3 protein-coding genes are annotated in these 1,918 nt (G+C 64.0%); 2 read left to right on the top strand and 1 reads right to left on the bottom strand.

Annotation, left to right across the window (positions count from 1 at the left end; all coding sequences use genetic code 11):
• Together AAC083_RS02760 and AAC083_RS02755 are read left to right on the top strand one after the other, a co-directional pair.
• A partial coding sequence (locus tag AAC083_RS02760; RefSeq protein WP_108537970.1) for a tyrosine recombinase XerC occupies positions 1-805 on the top strand: 805 nt, incomplete at its 5' end.
• A 34-nt stretch (positions 806-839) separates the two neighbouring features.
• On the top strand, positions 840-1,550 hold the full coding sequence (locus AAC083_RS02755) for an HAD-IA family hydrolase (RefSeq protein WP_108537969.1): 711 nt from the start codon (positions 840-842) through the stop codon (positions 1,548-1,550).
• Positions 1,551-1,579: 29 nt separating this feature from the next.
• On the opposite strand, the gene AAC083_RS02750 is transcribed toward AAC083_RS02755, so the two are convergent.
• The coding region (locus AAC083_RS02750; RefSeq protein ID WP_258224869.1) for an STY0301 family protein at positions 1,580-1,918 on the bottom strand (339 nt) is incomplete at its 5' end.

Here is a 1,918-nt window from a genome sequence, read left to right as displayed (position 1 = left end):
GCTGGTCAGGCTTGGCCTGAACGACTGGGCCCGGCTAGAGGCGAGCCAGGTGCGCAATCTGGTGACCCGGATGCACAAGGCAGGACTGGTGCCCAGCTCCCTCGCCACCAAGCTCTCCGCCTTGCGCAGTTTCTGTGATTGGCAGGTGCGCCAGGGACGGCTCACCGCCAACCCGGCCCGCGGCATAGTGACTCCCAAGCAGGGGCGACCGCTGCCGAAAAACCTCGATGTGGATGAGATGTATCAGTTGCTCAACATCACCGACGAGCAGGATCCGCTGGCGGTACGGGATCGGGCCATCATGGAGCTGATGTACTCTTCCGGCCTGCGCCTCGCGGAGCTGGTGGGGCTCAATCTGACGGACATCAAGCTCGATGATCGTCAGCTCAAGGTGACCGGTAAGGGCGCGCGGGAGCGGGTGCTGCCCATGGGGCGGATGGCGGTGGAGTGGTTGCACAAGTGGCTCAAGGTGCGCCCCCTGCTGGCAGGGGACGAGGCCGAAGCCTTGTTTGTCTCGCAGCGCAAGCGGCGACTGTCGGCCCGCTCGGTGCAGGAGCGGCTCGATGGCTGGGGCAACAAGCAGGCGCTCAATGCCCACATTCACCCTCACAAGCTGCGCCACAGCTTCGCCACCCACATGCTGGAGTCGTCCGGCGATCTGCGGGCCGTGCAGGAGCTGCTGGGGCACGCGGATCTCTCCACCACCCAGATCTATACCCATCTCGACTTTCAGCATTTGGCCAAGGTGTACGACAACGCCCATCCCAGAGCAAAGCGGGATCCTGCCACGCCGGAAGATGAATAACGGGGTCTGGTTACCCCGCCGTGAAGGAGCATGAATGCATTTTTATCGCCGCTGGCAGCCGGTGGCCGCCATCTCGTTCGACCTCGATGACACCCTCTACGACAACGGCCCCGCCATTGAACGGGCCGAGCAGTGGATGCTGGCCCATTTGCGCAGCGAATATCTGGCGACCGCCATGCTGGACAAGCCGCACTGGCTGGCACTCAAGCGCGCCATGCTGCTTGCCCATCCCGAGTTGCGCCAGGATGTCAGTCTGGCGCGTCAGCGCACCATTCATGAGGCCATGGTGCAGGGTGGCATGGCGGCCGCCACCGCCAGCCGGGAGGCCGGGCAGGTATTCGCCGCCTTTCTCGCCGAGCGATCCAAGATAGCGGTGAGCACCGCGACCCACGACTTGCTGGCGCGATTGGCCGGGCGCTATCCGCTGGTGGCGATCACCAACGGCAACCTGGACCTGGTGCAAGCGGGGCTGGGTGATTACTTCACCCTGGTCTGCAAAGCGGGCGCGGGCACCAGAATGAAACCGGCATCGGACATGTTTGTGCAGGCGCAGAGGGCCCTCACGCTGGCACCCGGCCAGATCCTGCATGTGGGGGATCACCCGGAGACGGATGTGCTGGGTGCCCGCTTGCACGGTTTTCGGGCTGCCTGGCTCAACGATCGCCAGCAGCCCGGGTTGGGGTTGCAACTGCTGCCGGATGTGGAGCTCAATGCACTCGGCGAGCTGGCCGAGTTGCTGCTCTGACGGCGATGGCTGATCGCTCTTCACGGCCGTTATTTGCGGCAGATCAGCCCGCGCAGATCGTAAGGGTCGCCCTGATTGACCCGGCAGTAGCTGATGCCGAGGGGCAGCGCCTGCTGCAGGGTGAGGGCGGTATCCTGATAGTGGCAGACCAGATAGAGGGGGCGCAGGTTGTTGCCGAGCAGGCTCCAGTAGTGGGGCTCGTCGTTGTCACCATTGTCCGGTTTGAGCTGAACCTGTTCACCCGGTTCACCATCAAACAGCGCCAGGTTTGCCAGCCGGTGGCTCAGTACCTGACTCGGTTTTCCTTCCTGATCCCGGCTAAGCCCCTGCCAGCCCTCTGGTGTGGTCAACAGTTGCTGGCGGGTCTC

The sequence above is a fragment of the Aeromonas sp. HMWF014 genome, from assembly GCF_963878295.1.
Classification (GTDB): domain Bacteria; phylum Pseudomonadota; class Gammaproteobacteria; order Enterobacterales; family Aeromonadaceae; genus Aeromonas; species Aeromonas popoffii.
Note: the sequence above shows the minus strand (reverse complement) of the source record. Positions and strands in the feature narration are given on the sequence as shown.

Coding starts and splice junctions, on each gene's coding strand:
- AAC083_RS02755 (WP_108537969.1), top strand. CDS start 840: ATGCATTTTTATCGCCGCTGGCAGCCGGTGGCCGCCATCTCGTTCGAC.